24 protein-coding genes and 1 tRNA gene are annotated in these 22,173 nt (G+C 45.0%); 12 read left to right on the top strand and 13 right to left on the bottom strand.

Annotation, left to right across the window (positions count from 1 at the left end):
* Nucleotides 1–8: 8 nt before the first annotated feature.
* The 3 genes from IC229_RS28825 to IC229_RS28815 form a co-directional block, all read right to left on the bottom strand.
* Nucleotides 9–1,346 (bottom strand): radical SAM/SPASM domain-containing protein, encoded by a 1,338-nt coding sequence (locus tag IC229_RS28825; RefSeq protein WP_190891441.1) that lies wholly within the window; start codon nucleotides 1,344–1,346, stop codon nucleotides 9–11.
* A complete protein-coding gene (locus IC229_RS28820; protein ID WP_190891439.1) occupies nucleotides 1,291–2,145 on the bottom strand; it encodes a recombinase family protein in 855 nt (284 codons plus the stop codon). Before IC229_RS28820 ends, IC229_RS28825 begins: the two co-directional genes overlap by 56 nt.
* Nucleotides 2,146–2,470: 325 nt before the next feature.
* A complete protein-coding gene (locus tag IC229_RS28815) occupies nucleotides 2,471–3,112 on the bottom strand; it encodes a hypothetical protein (protein ID WP_190891437.1) in 642 nt (213 codons plus the stop codon).
* Between the two features lie 80 nt (nucleotides 3,113–3,192).
* Between IC229_RS28815 and IC229_RS28810 the strand changes: the two genes are divergently transcribed.
* Nucleotides 3,193–3,774, top strand: coding sequence for a hypothetical protein (locus IC229_RS28810; RefSeq protein ID WP_190891435.1), 582 nt, complete (start codon nucleotides 3,193–3,195; stop codon nucleotides 3,772–3,774).
* A 143-nt stretch (nucleotides 3,775–3,917) separates the two neighbouring features.
* Nucleotides 3,918–4,499, top strand: coding sequence for a class I SAM-dependent methyltransferase (locus IC229_RS28805; protein WP_190891433.1), 582 nt, complete (start codon nucleotides 3,918–3,920; stop codon nucleotides 4,497–4,499).
* Nucleotides 4,500–4,725: 226 nt separating this feature from the next.
* Here IC229_RS28805 and IC229_RS28800 read toward each other — a convergent pair whose 3' ends face one another.
* From IC229_RS28800 to IC229_RS28780, 5 genes are all read right to left on the bottom strand, one after another.
* Nucleotides 4,726–4,998 carry a hypothetical protein gene (locus tag IC229_RS28800; protein ID WP_190891431.1) on the bottom strand — a complete coding sequence of 91 codons (273 nt, stop codon included), beginning with the start codon at nucleotides 4,996–4,998 and terminating at the stop codon, nucleotides 4,726–4,728.
* 2 nt (nucleotides 4,999–5,000) lie between these two features.
* On the bottom strand, nucleotides 5,001–5,270 hold the full coding sequence (locus IC229_RS28795) for a helix-turn-helix domain-containing protein (RefSeq protein WP_190891429.1): 270 nt from the start codon (nucleotides 5,268–5,270) through the stop codon (nucleotides 5,001–5,003).
* Between the two features lie 225 nt (nucleotides 5,271–5,495).
* The gene (locus tag IC229_RS28790; protein ID WP_190891428.1) at nucleotides 5,496–6,476 is read right to left on the bottom strand and encodes a hypothetical protein; all 981 of its coding nucleotides are present in this window, start codon (nucleotides 6,474–6,476) and stop codon (nucleotides 5,496–5,498) included.
* A 466-nt stretch (nucleotides 6,477–6,942) separates the two neighbouring features.
* Nucleotides 6,943–7,206: a hypothetical protein gene (locus tag IC229_RS28785; RefSeq protein WP_190891426.1), complete on the bottom strand. Its 264-nt coding sequence runs from the start codon at nucleotides 7,204–7,206 to the stop codon at nucleotides 6,943–6,945.
* A 153-nt stretch (nucleotides 7,207–7,359) separates the two neighbouring features.
* Nucleotides 7,360–7,536 (bottom strand): hypothetical protein, encoded by a 177-nt coding sequence (locus IC229_RS28780; RefSeq protein ID WP_190891424.1) that lies wholly within the window; start codon nucleotides 7,534–7,536, stop codon nucleotides 7,360–7,362.
* A gap of 542 nt (nucleotides 7,537–8,078) precedes the next feature.
* Between IC229_RS28780 and IC229_RS28775 the strand changes: the two genes are divergently transcribed.
* Nucleotides 8,079–9,806 carry a sensor histidine kinase gene (locus IC229_RS28775; RefSeq protein ID WP_190891422.1) on the top strand — a complete coding sequence of 576 codons (1,728 nt, stop codon included), beginning with the start codon at nucleotides 8,079–8,081 and terminating at the stop codon, nucleotides 9,804–9,806.
* A 10-nt stretch (nucleotides 9,807–9,816) separates the two neighbouring features.
* Entirely contained in the window at nucleotides 9,817–10,566 is a 750-nt protein-coding gene (locus tag IC229_RS28770; RefSeq protein WP_190891420.1) for a LytR/AlgR family response regulator transcription factor, read from the top strand.
* Nucleotides 10,567–10,885: 319 nt separating this feature from the next.
* Here IC229_RS28770 and IC229_RS28765 read toward each other — a convergent pair.
* From IC229_RS28765 to ubiE, 3 genes are all read right to left on the bottom strand, one after another.
* Nucleotides 10,886–10,960 (bottom strand) — tRNA-Val (locus IC229_RS28765).
* Nucleotides 10,961–11,086: 126 nt separating this feature from the next.
* A complete protein-coding gene (gene porT, locus IC229_RS28760) occupies nucleotides 11,087–11,806 on the bottom strand; it encodes a type IX secretion/gliding motility protein PorT/SprT (protein ID WP_223834247.1) in 720 nt (239 codons plus the stop codon).
* On the bottom strand, nucleotides 11,803–12,537 hold the full coding sequence (ubiE, locus tag IC229_RS28755; protein ID WP_190891417.1) for a bifunctional demethylmenaquinone methyltransferase/2-methoxy-6-polyprenyl-1,4-benzoquinol methylase UbiE: 735 nt from the start codon (nucleotides 12,535–12,537) through the stop codon (nucleotides 11,803–11,805). Before ubiE ends, porT begins: the two co-directional genes overlap by 4 nt.
* A 216-nt stretch (nucleotides 12,538–12,753) precedes the next feature.
* Here ubiE and IC229_RS28750 point away from each other — a divergent pair, with 216 nt between their 5' ends.
* The 4 genes from IC229_RS28750 (at nucleotide 12,754) to IC229_RS28735 (ending at nucleotide 15,644) form a co-directional block, all read left to right on the top strand.
* Entirely contained in the window at nucleotides 12,754–13,962 is a 1,209-nt protein-coding gene (locus IC229_RS28750; RefSeq protein ID WP_190891415.1) for a dipeptidase, read from the top strand.
* Between the two features lie 6 nt (nucleotides 13,963–13,968).
* Complete coding sequence (locus IC229_RS28745; protein WP_190891412.1) at nucleotides 13,969–14,346, top strand: hypothetical protein; 378 nt, start codon at nucleotides 13,969–13,971, stop codon at nucleotides 14,344–14,346.
* Nucleotides 14,347–14,419: 73 nt separating this feature from the next.
* On the top strand, nucleotides 14,420–14,851 hold the full coding sequence (locus IC229_RS28740; protein WP_190891410.1) for an ABA4-like family protein: 432 nt from the start codon (nucleotides 14,420–14,422) through the stop codon (nucleotides 14,849–14,851).
* Between the two features lie 16 nt (nucleotides 14,852–14,867).
* Nucleotides 14,868–15,644 (top strand): hypothetical protein, encoded by a 777-nt coding sequence (locus IC229_RS28735; protein WP_190891408.1) that lies wholly within the window; start codon nucleotides 14,868–14,870, stop codon nucleotides 15,642–15,644.
* A 4-nt stretch (nucleotides 15,645–15,648) separates the two neighbouring features.
* On the opposite strand, the gene IC229_RS28730 is transcribed toward IC229_RS28735, so the two are convergent.
* Together IC229_RS28730 and IC229_RS28725 are read right to left on the bottom strand one after the other, a co-directional pair.
* Entirely contained in the window at nucleotides 15,649–17,856 is a 2,208-nt protein-coding gene (locus tag IC229_RS28730) for a penicillin acylase family protein (protein WP_190891406.1), read from the bottom strand.
* Nucleotides 17,857–18,120: 264 nt separating this feature from the next.
* Nucleotides 18,121–18,978 carry an SDR family oxidoreductase gene (locus tag IC229_RS28725; protein WP_190891404.1) on the bottom strand — a complete coding sequence of 286 codons (858 nt, stop codon included), beginning with the start codon at nucleotides 18,976–18,978 and terminating at the stop codon, nucleotides 18,121–18,123.
* Nucleotides 18,979–19,079: 101 nt separating this feature from the next.
* On the opposite strand from IC229_RS28725, the gene IC229_RS28720 reads away from it, so the two are divergent.
* The 4 genes from IC229_RS28720 (at nucleotide 19,080) to IC229_RS28705 (ending at nucleotide 22,091) form a co-directional block, all read left to right on the top strand.
* A complete protein-coding gene (locus IC229_RS28720) occupies nucleotides 19,080–19,532 on the top strand; it encodes a winged helix-turn-helix transcriptional regulator (RefSeq protein ID WP_190891402.1) in 453 nt (150 codons plus the stop codon).
* A gap of 219 nt (nucleotides 19,533–19,751) precedes the next feature.
* A complete protein-coding gene (locus IC229_RS28715) occupies nucleotides 19,752–20,309 on the top strand; it encodes an RNA polymerase sigma factor (protein ID WP_190891400.1) in 558 nt (185 codons plus the stop codon).
* The gene (locus IC229_RS28710) at nucleotides 20,281–20,997 is read left to right on the top strand and encodes a hypothetical protein (protein ID WP_190891398.1); all 717 of its coding nucleotides are present in this window, start codon (nucleotides 20,281–20,283) and stop codon (nucleotides 20,995–20,997) included. Before IC229_RS28715 ends, IC229_RS28710 begins: the two co-directional genes overlap by 29 nt.
* A 2-nt stretch (nucleotides 20,998–20,999) precedes the next feature.
* A complete protein-coding gene (locus tag IC229_RS28705) occupies nucleotides 21,000–22,091 on the top strand; it encodes a hypothetical protein (protein WP_190891396.1) in 1,092 nt (363 codons plus the stop codon).
* Nucleotides 22,092–22,173: the final 82 nt, after the last annotated feature.

Genomic DNA, 22,173 nt, shown 5'->3' with positions numbered 1-22,173 from the left:
AGCAGGAGTTAAAGGATCTTAAAGTCGCGTAGTGCCTTCAACCGTTCCTTGGCCTGTAGGTCATATAGCAACGGAATGATGCGGTGATATAAACTACACTGGGGATCTTTGCCATTCACCCGGTAGACGGGGCAGCCACTGGTACAGACCGCATTGTACCGACAAGCTTTACAGTCGTTCGACCGATTGTCTTCGGCATGACTGCCCTGCTGGATCATATCCACCAAGTCTAATTCAGGGGTGAAGATGGAGTGGGACGCTTGGCTCTCATCGCCAAAGTGAACATGGCAATAGTTGAGGGTCCCATCGACATAGATGGCGCCACCGGAAAAGCCAGACGCACAGGTCTGAAAGCCTAATTCATGAGGTTTTAGATCACAGAATTGATGACGACGGGAGAATTGCCACCCAGCCTGAATAGCATCCGCCATCAGTGCATAAGATTCTAAGAGGTAGTTTTCTAAAAGCTCGGCGTCAAGCATTTCACCTTTGACAATCGAATAGCGAAACGGCACATCTAGCTCAATCAAATAGCGGGTTAGCGTAGGCAGTCCCTTCAGGTTCTGATTGCTGACCACGGTATTGACCGTCACCGGAATCTGGTGAGTTAATAGCATTCTTAAATGCTGGTCGATGCGTTTGAAGCTTCCCGCTCCCTGTTTGAAGGGTCTACTGACATCATGATAAGCTTCCACCCCATCCAGCGAAATGCCAAAGCCAATCCCATGCTGCTGACAAAATGTGATGATCTCGTCGGTTAAAATGGTCAGGTTGGTAATAAAGGAGGCCTCAAAACGGCATCCGACTTCATCTAATCGGTGCTGTATGGCTGGGATAAACGCTTTCCAGGATTTGAATTGGGTTAAGGGTTCGCCACCGGCCAGTCGGAATTTGATATGTTTGAGCTTTCGCTTAACGACCGTTTCCACTACCTTCTCCAGCAATTGTTGTTTAGTGGCTTCCGACATACCTTCGGTGGTGTTCAAGGTCGAGATGTAGCAATAGCTACAAGCCAGATTACAGCGATTGGTGGTATGAATCCAGAAATTGAGCGATTGAGGAGAGCTAGGCTTTTGAGGTTTGCCGAACTCGGTATCAAACCGAATGATTTCGGTTTGCGAGAGAAGTTGAAAAAACGCCTCTAAAACGGTCGTGGTAATGGAGAGCTGATCACTCAACGTGGAGATAGTGGAATACCCATCGACAGCCACTAGGATATCCACTTGAGCCTTGGTTAGCAGACGTAACGAATGCGGATAGGCACAATTGACGACGTAGGAATAGCCCTGCTCAATAGGTCGTAGCAGCAGATGCGGTGATTTGTGGGGGATCAATAGTTTCATCATCTTCAGTCGGATAGTAACCTGAACAGTCGCAATTAGCGTTGATAGCGGAAACCTTCAAGGCATCCTTGCCTAATACACCCGTGAGTAAAGAGTGATCATCGAAGAGAAGGTCATGTTCATTCGTAAGAGTCATAGTCGGTAACGTTTTCATTGTTTCTGTCTGTTTAAGTCGATTTCGTAACGCACAAACCGTACTGGGGTGCCACTGGCTATCGCCGCGAAACGTCGGGATACCCTGCTTGTTGAGTTCCTGAGCCAGCGCCCGCACGGTGGTAAAGCCCCGATTGTTGAGTTTCCGCAGCATAGGTGAAAGTTGGTGCGCAAACTCTTCGGCCGCCTTTTTATTTCGCTTCGCCAATGTCTTCCCATGTTTGCCCAAGACGACCCCTCGTTTCTTGGCAGCTTTCAAAGCATCTTTAGTGGTTTCACTAATGCGCTGCCGTTGCTCCTCGGCGACTGCAGCCAGAATGTGGATGGTAAACCGATTGGCATGGGGGTTATCGCTTACTACGATTTCGACATCGGATTTGACTAGTCGCGCAATTTTTTCAACGTCTCGTCCTAACCGATCCAATCGAGCCACCATCAATGTGGCTTTTAGGTGTTTGCACTGGTCCAGTGCTTGTAAAAGCCTATGCTGCTGTTTGCGGGTGGATTTGACCTCTATAATTTCAGTAATCAGATCGTATCCGTTGAGCCGACAATAATTGGCTACCGCAACTTGTTGAGCTTCGAGTCCTAATCCACTTCGTCCCTGCCGATGAGTAGACACGCGGTAGTAGGCAATGGCCTGTTTCATAGTGGGTTAACCGTGATTCTGTTCAGCAGTAAACGATGGATTACTTTTGAACAGATTTAGCTCAAAATTCGGTTAATGGCAATTCGGGAGGCCCTGTATAACAGGGATTTACAGATGAAGAAATATTGAAAAAGAGCGGTTGGTGTACAGGGGTTAATGATCGTTTACTCCTGAACAAATTTCTGGATAAGAAATTATCCTCTTTGCTTCATGCATTGGTTCGGAACAAAAAAAAGTGGTAGTCGAGTTTATTCATGAAGACAGTTTTGAGAGTGCCCAAAATGAGAAGCAACTGTCTTCTATGGGCGGATAATCCTTGTAAAAATTATTCTGTCGCCAGCCATAGAAACGGCGAAGCGTCAGCCGCAGTCTGACCTCGTTCCAATAACACTTCACGATATTTAATCAACGTAATAGCTTTCCAGTCGACCGGTGTCATTGTCTCAGGCAACTGAATTTCATCATGAGCCATGACATTGCGCATCCACATTTCAGCGATCAACGAATGTTCGAGCTTTGGTTCATATCCCAAAAATCGTGTTAGCCTGCTTTTCACCGCATAGCCATAAGGCGCAAATGTTTTATCATAGTTTTGATAGATAGCTTCATCGTAAGTGAGACACGTATTATGCCGCATGTCGGCATTGCGGATAAGTTTGAGATGCGCTTCCAATTGCTCGATAAAATCGTCTTCATGGAGTTGATGCTGCCAATACATGTTAAGCAGCGCCCGTAGATAGGGCTCGAAGGGCATAATCACACTATCCCCAGGCAAGTAGCCTAAATACTGATCAATCAGATCCTGGGCTTTCTGTTTCAGGTCTGGGAGTATCACTGCATCAGTGACCAAATCATCCCAACGAACTGCGCCTTTACGCCCTTCCAGCACGGCATCGGCGAAATCAGCCTCAAAGCGGTCGGCATTGCCCTGATAGTTTTCGTCAATGATCTTTTGCCGCCAGTTCATTTTTCGAACCTCGTCGCCAAAGTGGTCAGGCTTCTGGTTATATTAGCATAATCGTTGTGAACGTCAAGCTTTAAGGAGGTATGGAAAAGAAAAATGGTGAGGATAAGAACTATCCAGCCGAATACGCCCATTTGGGCCGGAAAGTGGCTGCGACAAAGGAGCGGATTCAACAGCTCGATCAACAGATTCAAAGCGTGCCTCAAAACAGTAAGCCAGCCCCCAGATTACAGCCGCCGGGTTTTACACAACCCCGTTATTTTAATCGTGAGCGGACAATCGGTTCTATAGAACAGCAAAAAGCGGATTTGAAAGCCGATACGTTTACTCAGGTTGAACAGGAGGTCAGAGAAGCCGATGCCAAAACGGCTCGTCAGGTCCGCGACGTGGCTCGTGAGTCACTGTATCCCAATCCGTTCAAACGGATGGATGCGAAGGAGAAAAACAGCTATCACAGCAAGCCTAAAGACATGGAGCGGTCGCAGGACTATATGGACACTATGTTTAAAGCGTCAAAAACGGAGCCTAAAAAAGAAGAACAAACAAAAGCCGACACAAAACCCATCTCCATGTCGATGCGGTTTTCGCAGAGCTTAAGTTATAGCAAAGTGGGCGAAAAGACCGACAAATCACCTGATCGCGGGAAAGATATGGAGCGTGACTAAGGCTCGATTAATCGTATCCGTCCGACCAACCCCTCCAGACGCGCTTTCTATTATTTCCTACCCTTGTGTCATGAAAACAGACACAGAACAAATGCGCCCTCTTTGTGATCAGACGTTTTTCTCAACATACTGACTAACTTCCAATGGACAAATCAAACGGATACGAACACAACGCGGCCACATTCATTCGCTGTCGCTCCAAGGGCATTGATGGAATCGGTGCGCCATCCGTTCGGCACTGGGCAAGGTCACTACCGCCAAATGCGACCGTTCTGGATATGGGTTGTGGGATAGGCCTGCCCATTACGAAGGCATTGGTCGATGAAGGGTTGACCGTTTATGGGATTGATGCCTCACCGTCGATGCTTCAACTCTTCCAGCAGAACTTCCCGACTGTTCCCGTCGCCTGTGAAGCCGTCGAAGATTCCTCCTTTTTCAATCGGCAGTTCGATGCCATAATTGCTTGGGGGCTCGTATTCCTTTTGCCGGTAGAAACACAGGAAGTGGCGATTCAAAAAATGGCCAATGCGCTGCAGGCTGGCGGCAAGCTGCTCTTTACGGCACCTGCTCAAGAATTGAGATGGGACGATGCCATTACCGAACTTGAATCGATATCGCTTGGCGCGGAGCGATACAAGGCGTTGCTAAGTGCATCCGGACTTTCGCTGAGCGAGGAATTTGACGACGAGGGAGACAACCATTACTACCATGCGGTCAGGCTTTAACGTCCGGTTTTCAAGTAACGGGTATTGGCTGGGCTTACCAAGCAACGTAAAATCCTGCAACGTCCTTCCCCACTCGTCATCCGCGACCAGTTTAATTTGTTATCCGTGAGCTCGGGCAAGCTATCCAACCACCATCTTGGCCATGTCCTTCCAGATATGATGCGGAGCTGGTTCGTGCAATGCCTAGTTGGGATACCCCCAATACGCGTTCCTCGGACCGATACGATTAATCTTTGTCGGGTTCGATGTCCCGATCTTTGGCTTTCGTCGGTGGATTGGGATTTTTAGAAGCGCGGTCGCCTTTGAGCCAAGATGGCAAACGGTCTTTGGTTTGTTCGAGTTGATATTGCTTGCGCCCATCCTGAAAGCCGGCCAGTCGTACTTGGTCGTTATCAATTGCAGCTAATTTCTGAGCTAGCTCCGGCATGTATTGGGCAATCGTATAACCTTCGTTAAACCCTTTGAGGTAATCAGGATCTACTTTTTCCTCGTCTTCCATCGCTAAAAGGTGTTTTTGGCATTCTGTTCAAGATAGGCCCTAATTGATTCTCGGTCATAGAGAATAATTTTCTTCTGGGGTTGCGAAAATCGTATCCGCCCTTCGTCCCGTAGTTTCTGCAAGGTCGTTTTGGATTTGATATTGAGAAGTTGCATGGCCTGCTCATCGGAAAGCCATTTTTCTTTTTCCTGACCTTGCCTCTCCTTTAATCGAGCAACAACCTGTTCAACCAACACATAAAAAGCTTCATCTTCTAGACAAATGACCTCCATAGGCTTTTTAGAGCAAAATAGCTCTACTAGCAGAAATATATTTGATAAAAAAAAGTCACTTAGGTTCCCATGTTAAATAATACCTTGAATAGTCATTCAACATGTGCGAGCGATAACACCATCGCCAATTCTTGATCTTAAAATAGATAAAGTTAGCCTGCCAGCAATGGTTATGGAGCCGCAAAGGATTTACAGAACTAATCAGCAACTCAACCACAGCACAATTCAAGACTTTGGCATTTGAACAGGAATGTATTCCACTTTTTTATAAACAAAAAGTACTCCCGCTTTTGGGCTGCCATTTATTAATATAATCCCTTTGTCAAAAGGCACAATTTTGAAACGGTAGGACTTAGCAAGCTCACCTGGCATCTCTTTTCCGTTTGGCCAGCAGTAAAGAGAATCTTTCCCCTTTACACTCCACGCTCCTGCATAAGCCGTACTCAACCTATTTCCACCGAGTACTTTTTCCGGGTCAACTAATTCATCTCGATTTATATATAGGCCATCTTGATAAAAGCTTATAGTTGACTTAGTAAATTGACCAGCCGCAGCTTCAAAACCCTTGATAATATCATTGCTAAGACCGCTACCTAAAACTTTATCTTTAATTTCTTCAGCACTATTTTCATCATTAAAGTCTTGCTTTATAATGGAAATATAAGTATTATTTACAAGCGTCGATACAATCTCGCCTTCATCTGGTTTTTTGGCAGCTTTGTGCATTATAACATTTTTATATTTCAGTGTGTATAGCGTGGCTACATTTTCTAAGATGAGACTATCTCCTATGACAGTTCTTTTAAAACCAATGGCATCATTTCTGTTTTCCCCACTTGGCACAATTTCTTCGATATATAAACTGTCGTCCTTAATCTCCCATAAAATATCTTTTACTATAAGCCCTCCATCAATAAGGCCAAATATTTTTTTCTTAGAAGTTTCTATTAAAGCCCCATGCCCATTGAAATCAAACATAAGTGATATCTCAGTTTTGTTAGGCAGAAGTAGTTTCTCCCCTTGGCTGGTTATGCCGTATTCTTGTTTACTGCCAGCGAAATTCTGTGGCTTGTTATTACTGACAGGCTCTTCTCGTTTTGAAGCACAACCCAGCAATAGTAGAAACGGAGTTACAGATAGACAATACCTCCAGTTAGAATGAATCAAGGGCTGTTTTATGACGCGTAACCAGTTAAATTGATGCATAATCGTAAAGTGTTGTATTTTCGTTTCGCTTTTGAAAATTTTCTACCGAGTAATATGCAAGGTATACTTCACACATTAGCTGGTTTTTGTATTAATAAATACATTAACATGAAGATACCTCCAAGAACTGCTTTTCCGCTTTCATTAACTATGGTGAAAACACCCTCATTGTGAGTGTGCAGACTATTTTCCATCTACTTCTCCCTCAGCGGATTTTGTTTTTGCCAAGCCACTAACGTATATCTGTTGAGCACCCCTACGTCCAGTGCCTAAGCAACTTGGAGTATACTACGCTCATTGGCGATCATTCGTAGAGCTTCAGTCTTGAATTCCTACGAATGATCCCTCGAGCAAACTCGTTTTAAAGGGAAGCTGGTGTGTTGCGTTTTGTTCTTTCACGACTCTGCAAAGTAAGCACTTGCAGTGTCTTAATTTGTTAGACCATATCAGCAATACGGTCCTAAACTTAACCATTAAATGAATGAGCACACCTTTTGCATTTAAATTTTTTACTCACAAACGCATTGCCTAAAAGCGCAATTCCTGCGAGTCCTAAAACACCAACAGCAGCTATAGGATTTCGGTTTGCAACATGTCTAAGGTGATTTGCGTGATGAGCAGCATGGTGAACAACTGTGTGAACAGCTTTTTCAGCATCTGAGCCATGGGGCAGAATTTCTAGTAGAGCTGAACTTCCGCAATTGGGGCATTCTGACTTGAAGAGATTCATAATTATTTGCTGTAAATTGTTTAATTAACACTAAAAGTACTAAGCTTGTCAAGCAAAAGCTTATGTGAAAGATAGAAACACTTAAAATAACTCATTGCTATACAAGCTATACAAAAGCCTCGCTGGAGTTTTGTAGTTGAGTTGATACAAGTTTTAACGAAAGAATGGGCGAATGCTTTTGAAGAACCCTTTGGCGATATCAACAGGGTTTCCGGTAACCAAACCAAAGACTGTTTGCGCAGTTCCGAAGAGTATCTCGCGCTTAGCTTTCTTATCCTTGGGATCATTGCTGATTGTTGACTCTGCTTCGAGTCTTGTGTGAAAATACATAGCGATAAAATGTTAAATTTTGAAAATATTACATGTACTCTTAAATCCGTTTTTATTCAGACTGCTTTTGATACAAGGGAAGCTAACCATGTTGGTGATATTCTATTCAATGTCAATGAGGTGCCACATATGGAATCCTCAGGGATTAAGTTGACTTATGAGAAGCGGTAAACGATACTTAAAGTCAATCAAACCAACATTTCGATTACTGGCTTTTTTAGGTGGCGATGCGGAATACAATGGATTCATTGGGTTGTATTAAATTATTAAGTTTTGAATCGTCTTTCCATTAGAATGTTGACTAATTCGTTGACACAAACCTCGCTAGGTTTCAAATTACTCCAAAACACATTATGCAGACGGTTTGAAGCAGGCCACATAATACGTTTCATCATCTGAAATAGCTTATTCGTCCATAAGTCCCCTGAAATAGAGGATTCGGCAATTATTTGAGAAGCAAAATGACAATTCGTGGATTATATGAAGGTATCTGCATTAAGTTGTAGCTAAACATGTTCGAAATATTTATTTTCGACCGTTTTATGAAATCGATAACTATCCATACCAAAATAGCTTTACAGTTTTTATTGATATTAATACTATTTATTCATATATCAATAATTACATATGTAGTATTTTCATTATTACAAAAGGAACAAGTTAATGTGCTTGTTGCTTGGTTATTAGCTTCTATTACAGGACTATTTATTATTCACAACTTCTTTTTTTTTATTGTATCATTCCATCCGTTGATACAACGGGAACAGATTGAAAAAATATTTAGGAATGCTTTTGGCCCTGTCATTGTGTGGTCATTAGCCGGTATTCTTCTTCACTTCATAATACATGAAGGTATCTTGAATTTAAGTATTCAGGCGCCAAATCAAAAATTCTTAAAACTACCGATAATTGACCAATATATAATTGATCCTATTCAGACAGTATGCTCACGAAGTTTTGAATGGTTACATTTTATAATCAACCCATTAACGATAAGCTTCATATTAATTGGGTGTAGTTTATACATAATTAATATTGCCTATATCGGTTGTCAGTTTGGAACAAAATCCAATTACTGGGCTCGATGGTATGTTACTCATTGTAAAAGAATCAATAGATGGCTAAGCCATAATCCAGATTATATTTTTCACATTGTTTTTTGGATTTATTTGACTATATGGATTTTCAATGAAAATCATTTCAGTAAAACATTAATTGAGAAGTTTTTTTACTTTGGGCTTTCGTTAATAATACTTTATGGAGTGATGCTGCTTCGTCTTAATCGGGAATATGTTTATAAAACAATGCGTAAACAATTTAAAGTACGAAAAGAGATTAAGATTAATAAAGGTTATAGAAGAGATGAGGAGAATTTCTTTTTGATTTTAACTTCTATTGTTGTTTGCGTTACCTATTTGGAAAGCATTGTTGGTCCAGAACTGAATACCCAATTCACTGAAGCTGTAATCAATAAAGAAATACTTCCTATGAACATATTCTTAGCATTATGCGGATTCTTAGCTGCAACGGCAGAACGTTCAAATCAACTTAATCGAGAGAAACTACGTGAGATAGTTCGAAAAGAACAGCTAAGTAAACAAATAAATGAAATGCTGATGGATCAAATTCAACTACTGACAAGTAAAGAGCAGTTAAATACAAAGATTAACGAATTAATGAAATTTCAACTTCAACTGTTAAACAGTCAGATTAACTCCCATTTTTTTTTTGCTAGCCTTAAGTTCTTGTACGCAGAAAGTAAATCCTTATCAAAAGGATTTTCTGAATCTATTCTCTTGTTATCTGACATTCTTCGTTATACTCTTGATGCAGCAAAACCCAACAAACTAGATGAATCAAGCCACGTAATTCATTTAGAATCTGAATTAGAACATATTGAAAATTTTATCAAATTTAGTAAGCAGACATCATATAAGCCATTGTTTATTAATTTTACTAAGCAGGGAGATTACGATTTTATCATGATTATCCCACTATTGTTGGTAACATTTGTTGAAAATGCTTTCAAGTATGGTGAAATCAATGATCCTCAAAATCCAGTAGAAATTCATCTCGTTGTAGAATCATACAAAGTGACATTTAGCGTACAAAATAAAAAGACCTTGCTCGATAAAGGCCAAAAATCATCAACTGGCATAGGCCTACAAAATGTTCGCTCTCGCCTAAACATAGAATATCCAGGCGCACATAAATTGACGATCCTCGACGGATCAATGCACTATGCTGTTATTTTGGTAATCGATCTCTAAAAGAATTGCTATGAAACAAATTCAGACTATCATTATTGATGATGATGAATCAGACATCACTCACCTAGTAGGCTTTATAAAGGATACTCCTCAATTAAAATTGCAGAATACATTCATAAATCCTCTTCAGGCACTTATGAATCTTAATAATGTGGATCTGATATTCTTAGATATCAAGATGAAACCAATTTCAGGGTTGGAGATACTTGAGGCGCTAAACCAATCCGCATATTCACACATCAAGGTTGTAATGACAACAACAGGAAGTGAATACGGCGTTTATGGCTGGGAGCACGATGCAGTAGCTGATTTCCTACTGAAACCGTATGATTATGTGCGCTTTATGCGTTCTGTTCATAAAGTAATTAATAGTTTCAATTACGTACAGCAAAGACCATTAAAGAATTATGAGTTAGTAACTATCAAGGTATTGGAAGATGGTGCCTACAAAGAATATCCTTTGAGCCAACTAGAAATTATATATGTAGAAGCAAAAGGTAGCAATGTAGAGATTTTTACGACCAAACGCCTAAACCCTTTTCGTGTTCATCAGTCACTAATATCGTTCCAAGGAAAGCTTTCAAATGAACTTTTTGTACAAGTGCATCGGAGTTTTATTGCTAACATGAAGTATATAGATGGACTTCAAAAGTCAAGAAAAATCCTTACTCTGTCAAATAGACAAGAGATTCCCATGGGTGAAATGTATGCAGATAAAGCGAAGGAATGTGTGATGCAGTATAAAAAGGATCACAGCTGATTAATCTTGATCCCCAATTTGTTGTACTTATGTTGTACCAACAAAAAATGGATTACGTGGAAATTTGCGTAATCTATTGATAATCAGTATCATAAGCGGGAATCGAACCCGCACGGGCCGTAAGGCCCACAGGATTTTAAGATTAGCGGGTTCAGCCGAAAAGAATGCCTCACCCTAGTTCCTTATCATAGATGAACCGTTGATAGCAGAAAAATCGTCGCGATTTGTAGTTTTAGTCACCCTCGAAAATTCTTGTGCAAATCTTGTGCAAATAAAAAAGTACTTACAAGTTTTATCTCGTAAGTACTTGATAATCAGGTGGGAGTTGACGGGTTCGAACCGCCGACCCTCTGCTTGTAAGGCAGATGCTCTGAACCAGCTGAGCTAAACTCCCTTTTTCTCCCATCCCGCGGTCGTGTTTGGGAGTGCAAATATAGCAGACTGCGACATCTTTTTGCAAGAGATTACGTAAAAAAAACCTTATTTTTTATAATCCACTGACTATTAAGCTATGCCTAGCTTACTCAAAATTCAGGTAAAGCGTAACCGTATGAGTGGATAACCGACTAATACCGATACCAGCTGCATTGCTGGTCGGATTATAAAGGTTCAAAAGGCCATGAGAAAAACGTAGTTCTGGTGCAAACTTGAAGAACTCAAAAAATTGCTCAAAACCAATCCCATATTCAATGGCCAAATCTGTGGTACCCGTACTGAGTCGGCTAGCGCCTTGGTTTTCTTTCCGACGTACGTTTGTCTCAATGCTAAAGGAACCACCCGCCAGCAGGTACATCCGTGAATTATTACGTCGTTCCGACTTGTATTTAAACAGCAGAGGTAAATCAACCCAGGTCGATTCGCGCACTTCGGTTTTGGATGTTCCGCCCGGATAATCATACTGCACTTCCCGGCTGAAGAGCGAGACAGAGGGCGTCAGTCGTAAATCGAAGCGGTCGTTCAAAAACGCATTGACCACAAAGCCCACTCGAAAACTAGCCTTGTTTGGTGAATAGATGCGATACGCCGAATCAGCAGTGATAAACGAAGGGCTGTACTTGACAGTGAAACGAGTAACTGGTGCTGCAAAAAAAAATCCGTAATGGATGAGTTTATCGTCGTACCGCTCCAGGTGCTTTACTACGTATTTATAGTTTTGCCCATACGTTGTCAGATGAACCAGCAAAAACAGGAGTATCGTCAGACTTCGCTTCAGTCTTGAAATCGCGGAGCGATTTGTCATGGCCGAGCCGACTTGTGACCTATGTAAATCGATGCAATGCCGAAGGTAAGGGGTATCCATTTCGTATTGGTAAATCCGGCAGCTTCGTAGATGCGCAGAAAGTCGGGCCCGTCGGGAAAAGCCTGCACCGATTCGGGTAGGTACGTATAGGCCGATGAGTCTTTACTTACTACACGCCCAATGAGCGGCAGAATAGTCCGGGAATAAAACCCGTATAATTGTTTAAAAGGAAACTGTCGCGGATTCGAGAACTCCAGCACAACGCAAACACCGCCCGGACGTAATACCCGATACATATCGGTCAGGCCAGTCTGCAGATTCTCGAAGTTGCGTACACCAAACGAAACGATGGCGGCATCGAATTCATTGTCTGCGAAGGGCAAACGTTCTGAATCACCTAGCCGAAGGTCGATAATCGAATCAACACCGCGTTTCTTCATTTTCTCCCGCCCAATGGCCAGCATTCCCTCCGAAATGTCGACGCCAACGATTTTCTGCGGCTTTAAGGTAAGGGCTTCGATGGCAAAATCGCCCGTTCCGGTAGCAACATCCAGAATAGTTTTAGGCGCGAATTGCCTCAGTTCACGGATGGCCCGTTTACGCCAGAGAATGTCGATACCACCACTCAATACGTGATTTAGCAGATCGTATTTGGGCGAAATGTTGTCAAACATCTCCGCCACCTGCTCGCGCTTCGACGTATCTTTATCTTTATAAGGAACAACTGCCATTGTTAAAGAGCGAAATCGGACCGCCGAAGCGGAGTGAATGAGCGAAAGAGCGAATAAAAGACGCTGGATGCTCGCTCTTTCACTCATTCACTCTTTCGCTCTTTAGTTCTGCAAAGGTAATGCCATAACGGTAGAGGTTCACCGAAAGTTTGTCATTTCAGCGCCCAATGCGTAGTTTCGACTTTAGGCTGTTTCCTTGCTACAACTTGATTGATTATGCTTCCCTACATCTTCTACGTATTACTTGGCCTCAACGCGAACGTAGCACCGTCACCGGGCAAAGAAGACCCTGTTCTGGCGAAAGCCCGCAAAATTCACCAGCGCGTTTTGACCCTCGATACTCATGCCGATGCGCCAATCATGATGCAGAAAGCCGGTTTCGATGTGGGGACGGCACATGATACCAAACGCGATGCTTCGCAGATTGATTTTCCACGCATGAAGCAGGGAGGCATGGATGCCATGTTTTTTGCCGTCTATACGTCGCAGGGGCCACGTACCGACTCAGGTCACGCCGATGCGAAACGTAACGCGCTGAACCAGTTTTCGCTTATTCATCAGGCCTTGAAAAAACATGCCGATAAGGCCGAACTCGCTACGTCGCCCGCCGATGCGTATCGGATTCAGAAACGGAACAAACGGGCGGTGTTTATCGGGATGGAAAATGGCTATCCGATTGGGAACGATTTGTCGCTCCTTAAAACGTATTACGACCTCGGCTGCCGCTACATTACGTTGACGCACTTCGCCAATAACCTCATCGGTGATTCCTCGACCGACCCCGATGGCCCGATGTATGGCGGTCTGAGCGATTTCGGCAAAAAAGTGGTGCCCGAGATGAATCGGCTGGGTATTCTCATCGACGTATCGCACGTAGCAGATAGTACGTTCTATGACGCATTGGCCCTTTCGAAAGCACCAGTGATTGCGTCGCACTCCAACTGCCGGGCTATCTGCGATTTTCCACGTAACATGACCGACGATATGATTAAGGCGATTGCTGCGAAAGGCGGAGTGGTTCAGGTGAATTTTGTGAGTGATTATCTGAAGAAGCCGTCCGATGCGCACCGGGCGGCCAAAACCAAAATACGCATGTCACGCGTTGGAAAAGTACCGTCGGCCGACATGGAAGCACGTATCACGGCCCTAAGCGATTCCGTGTCGAAAGTGTACGCATCGGAGCGGGCCAGTTTATCCGACATTGTTGACCACATTGACCATATTGTCAAAATTGCAGGTATCGACCACGTAGGTATCGGCTCTGATTTCGACGGTGGTGGCGGGGTGAATGGCCTGGAAGATGTCAGCGAAATTGAAAACCTAACCGTTGAGCTGGTACGTCGCAAATACTCGGAAGCGGATATCGCCAAAATCTGGGGCGGCAATCTGCTACGTGTGCTGGGCCAGGCGAAAGTACCAAACTAACGTAGCATGAGTGGGACGGTGATGGTGTATCTGTGCGGTGTACATAGCCTCGGGTTCGCGATTTTTCACGCGTTCTTCTGGAGGATTTTCGACTGGAAAAACGACCTAAAAACAAGCAGCGTATCAACACGAGCCATCATTCAGATTTCAAACCTGCGACTGATTCATGTTTTTCTGCTCAGTACCGTACTCTGTTTCTGGCTTCCCGATGAATTACTCAGCACGAAAATAGGACAAGTTTTTCTGGCGGGCATGGCCCTATTCTGGCTAGGACGTACCCTTGAACAGTTTATTTTGTTACCCTATAATCAGCTCTTTATTCACGTATTAACTGCCCTGTTTGCGCTTGGAGCGCTACTGTTTACGTTGCCGCTGTTAACGTAACGCGGGTGGAAGCCCGCAGGTTGTAACTAAAAATGCGGGCTTCCACCCGCGCTACACCAAACCCCTTATCACCATGTCTCCCGATGTCGTTTTTCAATTGGCTAATACGTTGGTATTACCCCAATGGCTGCTCATGGCATTTGCGCCCCGCTGGTTTGTAACTAAATGGTTGATGCGATCTTACCTGATTCCGGTTTGTTTAGGCGTGGTTTATATCATTTATTTGTTTGGCGATGGTCCCATCGATTTTAGCTCATTTGGTTCATTGCCGGGGGTTAAAAACTTGTTTTCTACGGGTAGTAATGGGGTTATGCTCGCTGGCTGGGTGCATTATCTGGCTTTTGATCTGGTGGCCGGCTCGGTCATTATTCGGGATGCGGAAGAGAAAGGTATTCCGCATTGGTTTACGGTAATTCCGCTGTTTTTCTGCTTCATGCTTGGCCCCGTTGGCCTTCTCCTGTATTGGCTGATACGTTTGATACGTACCCGAACTTTATCGGCCTGACAACTGCTGAATAGCTATGAACTCGTTTTTAACTACGCTCAAGAGCCGGAATTCTTTGCTTTATTATTTTGGCTGGTTTTGTCTGCTGGGTACCATCGTTTGCACGATACTAACACTAATTACTCACACGGAAGTGTTGGGCATTAATGCCTTTATTAAACCCGGCAAATTTTTTGTCTCGATTGCCATTTTTACCTGGACAATGGGCTGGTTTACTGGGCTGCTTCCACAACGTAACAAAGTCCGGATTTATAGTTGGGTGGTAATCAATGCGATGCTCATCGAATTGCTAATCATTACGGCCCAGGCAGCTTTGGGCAAATTATCGCACTTTAATATTTCGTCGTTTGCAGATGCCCGGCTTTTCGATGTGATGGGTGCTGCCATTACGATTCTTACAATCTGGACAGCGTATATTGGCTATTTATTTTTCAGGCACAAGCCCGAACAGATCGACGTTGCGTATCTGTGGGGGATCCGGCTTGGAATCCTGCTATTTGTCATTTTTGCTTTCGAAGGGTTTGTAATGGCGGCTAAACTGCGACACACGATTGGCGCGCCCGATGGTGGTCCCGGCTTACCCGTCATGAACTGGAGTACGCGTTACGGTGATTTGCGTGTGGCGCACTTTTTCGGGATGCACGCGCTTCAGTTGCTTCCGCTGTTTGCCTACTACGTTGCCCGCCGTTCCAGTCATGTTATTCTGCTGGCAGCTTTCTATTTCCTGTTCATTACGTTCCTGTTGATGCAGGCATTAGCCGGTAAGCCGTTACTCGCCAGTCTGACTAACTAGCCTGTTATTTCTCGCCTGGATGATACGTTTTCGCTACGTACCGTTTGATGTCTTCGGGATAAAACAGTACGTCCTTGAACTTGCCTTCGCAATATAACGGAGCCTGATCGGTGAAGTGTGGATCGCCGGGGCGGCTGTCCTGACCGCCCGTTACGACGGAGCGAGCTTTTACTTTTTTGCCAAATTCTACCACTGCCACGAAGCTGTTGCCAACGTAGCCATATCTCTTTTTGGTGTTTGGAGCCGTTCTCGCACCATAGGCCGCCAACGAACCCCAGGTCGAAGCCGTGAAACCAACCGGAATGCTGGGTTTCTGGTCGTCGTAAGTTTCCTGAATATTGCCGGTCAGGCGTTGGTATCGGTTGATGTCGCCCCAGGGCGTTTTCCACGTACCGAAATCGCGGGTTAGCTCAGCCAGCGTTTCGGTCAACGTAGCAACTTTTTCCTGAGGTGTTGTTTTCTCAATGACGAACGTGGTAAAACTCAGGAAATCCAGTCGTTGGTTGGCCGGAACGCGACCACGGGCCAGCTTCTGTATTTTCTCGCCCCAGAAAATACCCAACGTAGTACCGACGGACGTAGTACCGTAGCATTTATTCCAGTCTTTCAGAATTTGAATCGCTTCTGCTACGTCCTTACCAGATTCGCTCGCAACGCGCTGATGGGCTGAAATCAACGCCGGAATCAACTCATCGAAACCAGTCAAACGTGGGTCGTTGGCGGCTGAAATTAACGTATCGAGTGTAAAATTACTCTTTTGGCTTAACACACGTACCGCATTGATACCCCGGTAATTCTCGCCATCGGGAGCCATGTAGTCCGGATAATTAGTTTTGGCCGGACTGCTGCTACCCGATACCGTAAACGGCGTTGAATTACAGTTCTGAATCCAGCCCGAAGCCGGGTTACGTACCTGTACGATCTCTTCGACCGGGTGTAATCCTTTCCAGGCAGTTTCCACGCTGCTTCCATCCACCGGCTGGCTCCAGTCAAATTTCGGGTCGCGTTTGGGCATAAAATTGCCATGCCAGTAAGCGATGTTTCCATCGCGGTCGGCAAAGACGGTGTTGTTTGAGGCATTACCGTTCAGTTTCATCACCTCTTTGTAGCTTTCGTAGCCTTTGGCTTTCGTGCGCAGGTACGATTGTTCAAGCGCATTCAGGGGCGTGTTCATCATCGCAACCGAAATCCATCTGCCATCCTTCTCTCCTACTACCGGACCGTGTTCAGTCCAGTACATCGTGAAATTTTTGTACTGCTTACCCGCGTCTGATTTGTACGGCAAGCGTATTTTTTGCGTTCGAATGGGCTTGACAGCCGCGCCATACTTGTAAAAATAAGCGTCTCCTTTTTTCTCGATAGTTTCCAGATACTCATCCATCGAATCGGCTCCGCTAGAGGTGTGCATCCAGCCGCAATACTCATTAAAGCCCTGATAAATAAAGAATTGCCCCCATGTAACAGCTCCGTATGCATTCAATCCTTCCTGACTGGTTAAATGAACTTCCGACCGAAAGTAGAACGATGTATGTGGATTGATGAGCAGCATCGCATTTTTCGTCGCGCTTTTCGACGGAGCAATCGCAAAACCATTCGAGCCAACGGGGTCATTTTCGTATTTGTCGAAATCGTTGATAGACGAGGTGAATTTGTTGTGTTCGTAAAACGCTTTCAGCCGTTCGGTCGATACCACGCTAATATTGCCGCCAATACTACCTTCGCTAAACATCAATGGCATCCACGGTTGAAACCGAGTCAGCAAGCGGGGTTTTACATTGGGATGCGTATAGAGGAAATAATTTGTGCCGTCTGCAAACGCATTCAACAGTTTTTTCATCCAGGCCGGGCTTTTTTTATAGATCGCGATGGCCTGCGTCGAATCCAGAAACAGCCTCGCCCGCAGATCGTGATACAATGCCGATTCACCTTCTACTTCTGCCAGCCGCCCAATCGCATCGATGTAATTCATTTCGACGCGGGCAAAGTCATCTTCGCACTGCGAATAGAGTACACCAAAAATCACGTCGGCATCGGTTTTGCCGCTGATGTGCGGAACGCCCCACGTATCGCGCGTAATGGTGATTTGTTTAGCCTGTTGCTGCCAACGTGCTACGTCGGCCTTGCTAAACGGTTGCCCCTGAGCAGTAACTACAACCAGAACGATTGTCAGGATTGAAAATAGATGAGTTAGTAGAATGTTACGTCGGTACATCGAAGATGAGTGTAGTAAATGAAGTGTCAGCGGACGATTTCGTGAAAATAAGCAGGAATACGCGAATTAAGGGGATCTTGCAATCAAGAAAATGCAACGTAGCACTTTATCAATTTACGATTGTAACAGAACCTCAGCAGGACAAAAACACTCTTTTTCAGATTGTTTCTTTGAGCCTCAAATTATTTTACAAAGCAAAACTTCCCGAAAACGCTACGTTCCCGGGAAGTCAAGATAGAAAGTAATAAACCACAAACGCTCAGCTTAAACCGCTACGTTCAGGCTTTTCAGGTACGTCTCCAGAGTGACTGGCTGACGGTTCAGGAGTTTTTCCAGCGATGAATCTGCTACGTTGAAATCGCCTTGTTTAATGCCTTTCGCCATGCCGGCATACACGCCGACTACGTGTGCAGGTAAGTGTTTAGCCAGTTCAGCCTCGTAGGCGCTGGCTGGAATATCGACGTATTCGACCGATTTATCCGACTCACTCACGGCTGCGGCAATATCGCCGAACGTCCAGGCAGTGGGTGATCCGATTTCATAGACTTTATTTTCGTGGCCTTCACTCGTCAGCGCGTTGGCTAAACCCTCGGCAATGTCGGCGCGTAGCACAAAACTGACTTTGCCATCGCCAGCCGGGTAATAAAGCTTACCCGACTGCGGAGCGTCGCCAATGACCAGTGGAAGAATGTCCAGATACAGGTTATTCCGGAAAAAGGTGTAGGTCAGCCCCGATTCTTTAATCAGGGTTTCGGTCCGAAAATGGTCGATAGCGGGGGTGAACAGCGCATCAAGCGACGGATTCGGGGCGCTGGTGTAGAAAATATGCGTAACGCCCGCTTCTTTGGCCGCGTTGATTACGTTGGTGTGTTGCTGAACACGCTCGTCGCCCAGTGCGTCACTCGAAATCAACACCAGTTTATCGACACCCACCAAACCAGCGACTAAAGCCGCGTAGTCGCCATAATCGGCCTGACGAACGTGTATGCCTTTGGCGGCTAAGTCAGTAGCTTTCTCAGGATTCCTGACAAGGGCAACAAGTGAATCAGCATTCGTTTTTACAGTTAAAAAATCAAGCGTGGCTTTTCCTAAGTGGCCCGACGCTCCGGTTATTGCAATCATGATTTTACAGTTTATATTTGTTCTTTAGTTACTTTTGGTAACTCAAAACTATTTAGTAACCGAGGTCTACACAAGAAGGCATTTATTAGTGCGTCAGGAACATGAACAGAACTATTGTTGATAATCAGGAAGATATCATACAAGAAAAGTTGAAAAATATTTTGGGTGATGGCGACGGCCCATCCGAAAACTGCCCAACCCGAACTATTCTGGATCGTTTCAGCGATAAATGGTCCATCCTATCCATTTTTCATCTGGGAGCGGCTGGAGTGCTACGTTTCAACGAATTGAAGAAACGTATCAACGGCGTTTCGCAGCGGATGCTAACCGTTACGCTACGTTCGCTGGAACGCGACGGGCTGATTACCCGCCGGGTGTATCCTGAAATCCCGCCGAGAGTGGAATATGAATTAACCGATCTGGGATACAGCTTACTGGTTCAGGTCATTGAATTGGGGCAATGGGCTAACGATCATAGCCAGCAGATCAGGCAATCGCGGGCACGTTATGATGCGCGTGAGCCAAAAATTCTTGAAGCCGTGCCGATGGACTAGCGTGAGTTAGTGGTTTTTGTCATCCTGACGCAGGAGGGATCTTAAAGTATCTAAACCTGAGAATAAGGATATCTTAAGATCCTTCCTGCGTCAGGATGACAAAAAACCAGTAATGCATGTTAATAAGTTGCCACTGCCTCCTGAACGGTGGCTTTTTTTCGTCTCAGGCAACCCTTTTCCACAAACCGGCATTTCTGTCATTGAACGTAGCAGAGATTTATGTCGCAACAACTTGTCGAACAGTGCCAGCGCGGTAATGCTTTTGCCCAGAAACGGCTGTTCGATCAGTACGCCAATCGATTGTTTCGTGTCAGTCTGCGCTACGTTCGGAATGAACCGGAAGCCGAAGAAGTGTTGATGAGCGCCTTTCTGAAAGCGTTTCGGGGAATAGATGCCTTTATGTATCGGGACGATAATGGTCTGGAGGCTTGGCTTCGGCGGATTGTAGTGAATGAAGCCTTGCAACATCTGCGTGCGAACCGGCATTTGCCCCTTTTTCACGCTGATGACGATGCAGATGTTGTGCCCGACGTAGTGCCTTTACCCGATGCCGGACTGGATGCCGAACGTATTTACGCATTAATCCGTGAATTGCCGCCCGGTTATCGAACTGTATTTAACTTATATGCTATTGAAGGCTATACGCATCGCGAAATCGCCGAGCAGTTACGTATCTCCGAAAACACCTCAAAATCACAGTTGAGCAAAGCACGCGCTTTATTACAAAGCTGGTTACTTCAAAATGGCTATGAAACCGAAAACCGACGAAACGCCTGACGAATGGATTCGGCAAACGCTGAGTCAACTTCCTGATGCGCCACCACCCGGTTCGTCGTTCGATCCGGAGCGTTTGTGGGCACAGCTACGTCCAGAACTCCAGCAAACGCCGGTACGTCGCCGGATTGGTTGGACGTGGTGGGTTGCTGCAGCCTGCCTGAGCGGACTTATCTGGAGTTGGTTTGCGTGGAATCAACCCAACAGTACTCAGAAGCAGGTTGCTACGTATCAATTTAAGCGCAAGGTGGTAACACCCGCCCAAAAGCCTGATTCTGAAGTAGAATTTACTACGTCGAAACCAATTTTCGCGGTAAAATCGCAGCCCAAAAAGCAACGAAAATATAGTACTGACCAGCCAACTGCCTCAACTCAATCAATCGACGTAGCACCAGCAACTTCGCCAGCAGAGACCCTTGCTACGCTGCCTGACGCTGTAACCGTTGCGAACGTAGCGACGATTGCGGAGAAGCTACCTGAACCACCAAAACCGAACGTAGCACGCACTACGTCGAAACGGCGGTTTAAGGTGATGCATGAGAATGAATTACGGGCTGAGGAAGAAGCCGCCCCGCAGCTCTACCACACTGACAATTTTGTTCGGATGGGTACTGGACGACGTGAAAGCAACGTAGCAGACAGTCGCCAGCCCACTTTAATCATGCCTTTAACGACTAAATCGAACCAATAACCATGCGTTTATTTTGCTTATTTACCGTGCTTCTGCTGAGCACGGCCGAAATCGCTTTGTCTCAATCAACCGGAAATCACTTAACTGAACCGGGTGCCCGACGGAAATTTATTGGCATAAGTCACGTTGAAATTGACCTGGGACAACGTAACACGATGATTATTGGCTTCGATCAGTACGTTCAGGCGCGGGCGCACCAGAATATTGACTCCGTGCTACGTCTGTTTGTGGCCGATTACCGAAAGGTTGAGGATACTATCCTGACTCCTACGCGGGCCATTCATGCGCTGCTTAAGCTGAATGCGGACAATCGGGATCTGGCGGTACGTTACACGCCCCAGCCTGCTACGTCGTTCCGCTTTCGGGATGGCGAAAATCCGGTTGAGGTGAAGACGCAGCAGGATACGTTACAAATTGCCTGGGTATCAGCTACAACGAAAGCCATTCCAACTGATTTTGCGGTGTATCTAATGGTCAATAGCCTGCAGGATATCAATCGATTGCTGAACTCAGGTGGCGTTAATTCGAAAGTGCAGCAGGCGCTTGAATCAATACGCCAGTACAAACAGCACGACCTGACCAATCCCAGATACGCGCTTACGTTGATGCAAAGCTTTGATAATAAGCCAACGTTTCGAAATCCAGGACTCAAGGGAGAGCCGTTTCTTAGCTTTCACCCGGGTATTGGCGTTGGGCTGATTCGCAACCAGTGGGTTCCTTCATTTAATGTCGATCTGGAAATTGTTCCCAATCGCTTTCAGCAGGTTGGCTATTTCGTGGGCTATACGTCCAATTTCTTTTTCCAGCCGCTGGCCGACAATTCGTTTCAGACGTTCCGAAACGATTTTGTTCATGCAGGCGTCTCGTTTTACCGAAAGGACAAAGGCAGCCGAACCACTAATTTCAACCGGCATATCGCTTCTTTCTACGTCGGCGTTCCTGTTTATCGCTCTGGAAATTACTTCGATTCGAATACCATTAAACTTGGCTCTACTGTTTACCAGAATTGGCTGTTTAAGGTTCAAACAGAAGTATACATGAATGGATTTTTCAAAAAAGTAATTCCAAGTCTGCGATTGGTTGTTGGATTTTAAATAAAGAACCTGTTTAAGGTTTAACAAAATACCCCCAATGAAGTATGAACTTTGTTTTGCCAAACGAATTCATACTGACTCA

It is taken from the genome of Spirosoma profusum (genome assembly GCF_014699005.1).
GTDB lineage: Bacteria > Bacteroidota > Bacteroidia > Cytophagales > Spirosomataceae > Spirosoma > Spirosoma profusum.
The sequence above is the reverse complement of the archived record's forward strand: the minus strand, read 5'-3'. Positions and strand labels throughout refer to the sequence as shown.